The sequence below is a fragment of the Saccharothrix sabaoui genome (assembly GCF_051756985.1).
Taxonomy (GTDB): domain Bacteria; phylum Actinomycetota; class Actinomycetes; order Mycobacteriales; family Pseudonocardiaceae; genus Actinosynnema.
Genome location: NZ_JBPKJK010000285.1, coordinates 1 through 5,858, shown reverse-complemented (window position 1 = coordinate 5,858; position 5,858 = coordinate 1). Strand labels below are relative to the sequence as shown.

Below are 5,858 nucleotides of genomic sequence, written 5' to 3'. Positions count from 1 at the left end.
ACGTCGACGAGCGCACCACCGCCACCGTCACCACCGTCGGATCGCCCGAGTTGACCGGCTGGCTGTTCTTCGGTTGGGCCGACGCCTGAACAGCACCGCGCCGGAAGGCCCATGACCGGGTCCTGGCTCCGCTGGCGTGCTCGAGGTGGTGTACCGCCGTCCGGCCCGGTGTGCGCCGCCCAGCGTGCACCGCAGGGGTCGGGGTGTCCAGCAGAAAAGCGCTGGACACCCCGACCCCTTTGCGGAGCATCGCGGCGGGCGCACCACCGGCCCCAGCCGGCGGCCACCATCCCCTCCTGGGGCGTCGCTTTCTTTCTGCATCAACGCATTCCGTATTCGCATCAGGGCCCCGCCATGCCCGCACAACCTTGATTGGGAGCTTCCACGATGACCGTGAACGCTGTCGCCGAGCGCGACACCACCGACGACTCCGCTCCTGCGGACTCCACCACCATCGACGCCACGGGCATCGCCGAGGCGCCGGGTATCGGCGTCGAGCCGGCCTACCCGTACCTCAAGCGTGGGGTCGACCGCGCACGCTGCGCGCGGAGGGCAACACCCGCCAGGTCGGGGACATCCGCGTAACGCGGCCCGAGTTGGTGACGTCGGTCGCCGAGCACGGCTTGAACCCGATGGTGTCGATCGTCAACGTCGCCCCGGACCCGCGCGATGGTGTGCTGCGGGTGCTGGTGGGGTTCCACCGCACCGCCGCCGCGGTCGCGGTCAAGGAGCTGGAGAACCCAGGGCTGCTCATCGACGTCCTGGTTCACGCGCCCGGCACGACCCGGGACGTGCTGGTGGCCCAGGGCATCGAGAACATCCACCGCGAGGGCTACACCCAGGCCGAGGAAGCCGGGCTCTACGAGCAGCTTTCGCTGACCGGCATGGACACCGACGAGATCGCGCGGACGCTGTCGCGCAAGGTCGAGCGCGTCAAGGCCGGTCTCGCGGTCGCGTCTAACCCTCGCACGCGGGCCGCCAGCGAGGCCCTGCCCGACACCGACCTGCTGACCATGGCGCAGCTGGCGGAGTTCGACGGCGACGAGCAGGCCCACCAGAGGCTGCTGGAGGTCCTCACCCGCGATCCGCGCAACGTCGAGTGGACTCTCGGGCAGCTGCGGCGCGAGCGCGCGCAGCGCGCCGCCCTGGACGGGCAGATCACGCGATTCACCGAGCTCGGCTACACGGTCGTCGACACCGGGAGCGACCTGCCCGAGGAGATCGCGTCCCTGGACGAGCTGTGCGACAGCGAGACCGGCACCCCGCTCGCCCCGGACAGGCACACCGACTGCCCGGGACGTGCGGTCGCCGTCTGGGTCGACCGCGACCTGACGGTCGAGGTCACGCACTTCTGCGTGGAGTTCACGCGGCACGGGCACCACACCATCGCCTCGGTGAGGATCGCGCAGGCACAGGAGCGCCTGCGGGCCGACGGTGTTCCGGTCGTCGACCCGGACTCCGACGGCGTGGCCTACCTGGACGAGTTGCTCGCCGACGAGCACGCCGAACGCACCCTTACCGCCGAGGAGCACGCCGGCTGCCCCGGCCACGCGGCCTGCGTCGAGCACGAGCACGATCGGCCTGAGCCGCACGTTCACTACCTCTGCGCCGACTACAGCGCCCATGGTCACGTCCTGCGCACCGCCCGGACGACACAGCCGTCGCCCGACAGCGCCTTCAAGGCCGGCGAGCGCAAGCGCGCGGAGGAGAACAACAAGCAGTGGCGTGACGCCAAGACCGACCGTCGGGCGTGGCTGAGCACGTACTTCGCCGAGCGCATGAACCCCAGGCTCAAGGCCAAGGACCTCCTGCTGCCGGCGCGCGTGCACCACTGGCTCGCGCTGGCCGACGTGCTGGCCGGCGACTACCTCAGCGACGCGGCCCCGCTGCACCGTTACGCCTGCACGCTGCTCGCGCTGGACGAACCGAAGGACCACCGGCGGGAACAGCACCCGATCACGGCACAGCTGCGCAGGAAGAGCACCACCGAGCCGCGGGCCGTGCTGATCCGCCTCGCCCTGGTCGTCGGTGCCTGCGAGGAGCACTGGGACCTCGCCTACACCGACAAGAACGCCGATTCCAGCTGGCGGCGCCCCAGCGAGGACACCCGCTTCTACTTCACCCTGCTCGCCGCGTTGGGCTACCCGCTCTCCCACGTCGAGCAGCTGGTCAACAACCCCGAGCTGGACCACGAGAAGTGGCCCCACCTCGTCACCGCCGACAACCGGGACGCCCTGGTGGCGTGACCGCCCGCCGCGTGTACCGGTCAGGCCCGCGCCGATCCTCCGGTGCGGGCCTAACCGCGTTCGCGGCACCTTCCGGCCGTTCGCGCAAGAAGGCTCGTCCACGGCCGGCTGTCCGACTACGACCTCGGCCGTGCACGCGGCCGGGCCGACTACCGCACCGGCGCACCACCGCCGCCTTCGCACTGGTCGTCGCACCGGCGCAGGCATCATCTCGACGCACCGACCGACCCGGGGTGTCCACACGACGAGCGCACACCCGCACGTCAGCACGTCAGATCAGCGCCCGGCACCTTCGGCGCGACACCGACCGGCACATCTCACCCGTCCCGTAACGAGTCATCCACCGAGCAGCGTCCACCACAGGTCCTCCGACCCGGTGCACGGGGACGTGCTCAGCCCAGCACACCGTCGTCGACCGGCACAGCACACCTCGTCGTGCCGGTCGACGGCGGTGCGCCTCGCCCGCGCGTCCACGCGCATCCCGACCGAACCCGGAGCCGCACGATGTCCACCACCCGACCCGCCACCCACCTGTCCGCCGAAGACCCGGTGCGGGCCGCCATCGAAGCCGCCGACAACCCCGTCGTCTTCCCCCGTGCTCACGCGATCTTCACCGAAGGCGAACCGGGAGACCGGCTCTACCTCATCCGGACCGGCAAGGTGAAGACCAGCCGCAGGGCACCCAACGGCCGCGAGCACCTGCTCGCCCTGCACGGACCGACCGACCTGTTCGGTGAGCTGTCCGTCTTCGACCCCGGCCCGCGCACCTGCACCGCCACCACCCTCACCGAGGTCCACGCGCTGAGCATCGACCGCCCCGCCCTGCGGCAGTGGATCACCCACCAGCCTGAACTCACCGAGCACCTGCTGCGGAATCTGGCGCGCAGGCTGCGCCGGACCAACTCGATGCTCACCGACGTGGTCACCAACGACGCGCCCGGCCGGGTGGCCAAGGTTTTGCTCCAGCTCGCCCAGCGCTTCGGCAGCCAGGACGGCGGCCTGCTCCAGGTCACCCACGACCTGCGACAGGAAGAACTCGCGCAACTGGTCGGCGCGACACGCGAGACGGTGAACAAGGTCCTGGCCGACTTCGCCCACCGCGGCATGTTGCGGCTGGAGGGCAGGACCGTGCTCATCCTCGACCCGCAACGCCTCGCGCGACGAACGCGTTGACCGCCCTCGGCGCCACGCAACACCACGGGATCCGCTCCGTCCACCGTGCGGCCTCCGCCACCCACCTGCTCCACCAAGGGGTTCGCCAGCAGATCGACCGGTTTGGTGTGGGCCCGAAGACTGGTCGGTCGAGCACGCGATCACACCGCCGCCTGCCGGCGCGGGGGTGGCGTCACGAACGGCGTCGACGAGTCGGTCGCCAACGCCGCGGTGGCGGCCGAGGTGCTCGACGCCGTGCCGCCGCCGGCCGAGGTGTCCGCACGGCGCGGGCCCGTCCACGCGCCGCCACATCGAGCAGGCGCCGGCCTTGCGCCGGGTGCCCGCCGCATCGGCGTCGCAGCCGGACACCTGAACAGCAGGGACGTCGCCCCCGTGGTGTGCCGTCCCGGGGGCGGTGGGGCGTGCGCACTCTGCCCCGGCCGCGGGGAGGGGGCAAGCCCTCAACAGCGGGGCTTGCCCCCCTTCCCCGCAGCCGGGGACCGGCGAGCGCGCCCCACCGCCCCGGTGGGGCGGCACACCATCCGGTGACCGGGCGGATCGATCCGATCGAAACACCCACAACATCGATTCCGGATCACGATCCACCCATTTTCAACTGCACCGGGTGCGCCCTCTTCTCCGAAAAGGTGGCGTCATGTCCGCATGGACTGTCGAGAACGGCCACATCGACATTCTCGTGAACGCGATGGCTCAACTCGACATCGTTCCGAAAGACCTCGGAGCCGACGGGTTTCGGACGCTCGGCCAGAAGCTCTGGCACGAGAACCACACGTCGGTGAACCACCGGTACAGCGAGCGCACTCCCACACCCCGGTACCGGCTGCACACCACCGAGGCCGACCTCGACCCGATCCTGCTCCTCCGGGCCGTCGACTGCTACACCTACCAGAGCTGCGAGCACCCGGGCTGGGAGGACAGCGAGGCCCACGCCCTCACCCGTCGCCTCCACGCCGCCGTCCTCGACGGCAACCCCGGCCTCGCGGAAGTCGTACGCACCCCGATCGGCCTCCGGCGCAGGTACACCACCCTGGCCGCCTACAGGGGTGCACCGTGGGGGTTCGACTCGCTCGACCAAGCCGTGCCGGTCGATTCCCGGTAGTGCTCGACGCACCTGCACACGAGTAACGACACTCCACGCCGTTTATCGTCAACTCCCCCACACGGACGCGTCGCGGCAGCGGAATGCCGTTACAACCAGTCACCCTGAAAGGCCCGGTTCTCCCGTCTGCACAGGCAAGAGAACCGGGCCTTTCCCGTGCTGCCCGGAGAGCACTCCTGCGACGTGCTCCGGCGCTACATGCACCACTCGTGCCGTTCGAACCAGCAAAGGCCCACACCATGTCCGCCCAGGCCGCCGGGCCGTTCTATGCGGCGGCGACGGTGGCGGCCCGGCAGGGCGGGGGATCGGGGTCGGCGTGCGCGGCGGTCGCGCGGGCCTGCTCACAAGCCTGATCGCGTCGCGTCGCGTCGCTTCGCGGCCGACCGGTGCCGCGGCCGTGCCACCCGTCGGCCGGGTGGTCCCGGCCCAGCAACTCCAGCAGCACCGGGAGCAGTTCGGCGTCGCCGCGCGGGGTCAGGCCGGTGTCACGGGCACGGGCGAGCAGCTCCACGACCCGGGCATCGCCGAACCTCGGCACCTCGTCCTTGGGCGGAAGATCGGTCCACCACGGCTCGTGCCAGGCGTGCTCGTCGGAGTCCTGGAACCAGACGACCCTGCGGTCACGGGGATAGCGTCGCACCACCCAGGTTCCGCGGTGGACACCGCCGCGCCCCGAGCGGCCCTCGCGGTGGTCGTCCAGGACAGGGCCGTCGTACCAAAGGCCCTTCACCTTCACCTGGCGCCGGCTGTGGATCCGGACGCGGCGCGTGGGCAGCAGCAGGTAGTACAGCTCCGCCGGCGGGAACCGCAGCACGACCCCGCCCTGCGTCATCGACGCCGCGAACAACGTGTTCGGGCTGTGCGCGCCGCCCGGATCCCGCGCCGGGGCGTGCCCGCCCAACCGGCGGTTCTGCCACATCCGTTTACCGACCGGCGATGCCCGGATTGCGCCTCTGACCTACACCGAAGCGGTGCTTACATGTCCGTCATGGTGCTCGCACCGATCACGATCGCCTGTTGAGGGGATCTTGCGAGGGGCCTGTCGCGGACTGACTGCGATGCGCCAACATCCGCACATGCCGATGAGCGAGGGCCTTCGTCACTGATCGGCGGGCTCGTCGGGGCGCCGCGGCAGGGGCAACGGCGGGTCGCCTGGTGAGGGTGTCTGCGGAGTCCGCTCGGCCTCCGCCCGGACCTCGATGCTCGTCCTGTGGGCGATCGGGTCCCAGATCTCCTGGAACGGCGACATGAGCGACTGCCCTCCGCCGCTGCGGCGGGCACGCACGGCGTACCAGGCGAACCCGGTCAGGCTCAGGGGCAAGCTCAGCAGCGACGCCACC

7 protein-coding genes are annotated in these 5,858 nt (G+C 70.9%); 4 read left to right on the top strand and 3 right to left on the bottom strand.

Translation table 11 applies throughout. The features are described from left to right. Nucleotides 1-229 (bottom strand): hypothetical protein (locus ACR807_RS40810; RefSeq protein ID WP_438926911.1); only part of this gene is annotated, 229 nt, incomplete at its 3' end. Nucleotides 230-387: 158 nt separating this feature from the next. Between ACR807_RS40810 and ACR807_RS40805 the strand changes: the two genes are divergently transcribed. The 4 genes from ACR807_RS40805 to ACR807_RS40790 all read left to right on the top strand — a co-directional run bounded on the left by ACR807_RS40805 (nt 388) and on the right by ACR807_RS40790 (nt 4,518). Further along, nucleotides 388-585, top strand: a complete 198-nt coding sequence (locus ACR807_RS40805) for a hypothetical protein (protein WP_438926910.1) — start codon at nt 388-390, stop codon at nt 583-585. A gap of 11 nt (nt 586-596) precedes the next feature. Further along, nucleotides 597-2,246 (top strand): hypothetical protein, encoded by a 1,650-nt coding sequence (locus tag ACR807_RS40800; RefSeq protein WP_438926909.1) that lies wholly within the window; start codon nt 597-599, stop codon nt 2,244-2,246. A gap of 504 nt (nt 2,247-2,750) precedes the next feature. Continuing rightward, on the top strand, nt 2,751-3,419 hold the full coding sequence (locus tag ACR807_RS40795) for a Crp/Fnr family transcriptional regulator (RefSeq protein WP_438926908.1): 669 nt from the start codon (nt 2,751-2,753) through the stop codon (nt 3,417-3,419). Between the two features lie 634 nt (nt 3,420-4,053). Further along, nucleotides 4,054-4,518: a hypothetical protein gene (locus tag ACR807_RS40790; protein WP_438926907.1), complete on the top strand. Its 465-nt coding sequence runs from the start codon at nt 4,054-4,056 to the stop codon at nt 4,516-4,518. A gap of 265 nt (nt 4,519-4,783) precedes the next feature. Here the strand turns inward: ACR807_RS40790 and ACR807_RS40785 are convergent, their stop codons facing one another. Then, complete coding sequence (locus tag ACR807_RS40785; protein WP_438926906.1) at nt 4,784-5,437, bottom strand: hypothetical protein; 654 nt, start codon at nt 5,435-5,437, stop codon at nt 4,784-4,786. 180 nt (nt 5,438-5,617) lie between these two features. Beyond that, nucleotides 5,618-5,858 (bottom strand): hypothetical protein (locus tag ACR807_RS40780; RefSeq protein ID WP_438926905.1); only part of this gene is annotated, 241 nt, incomplete at its 5' end.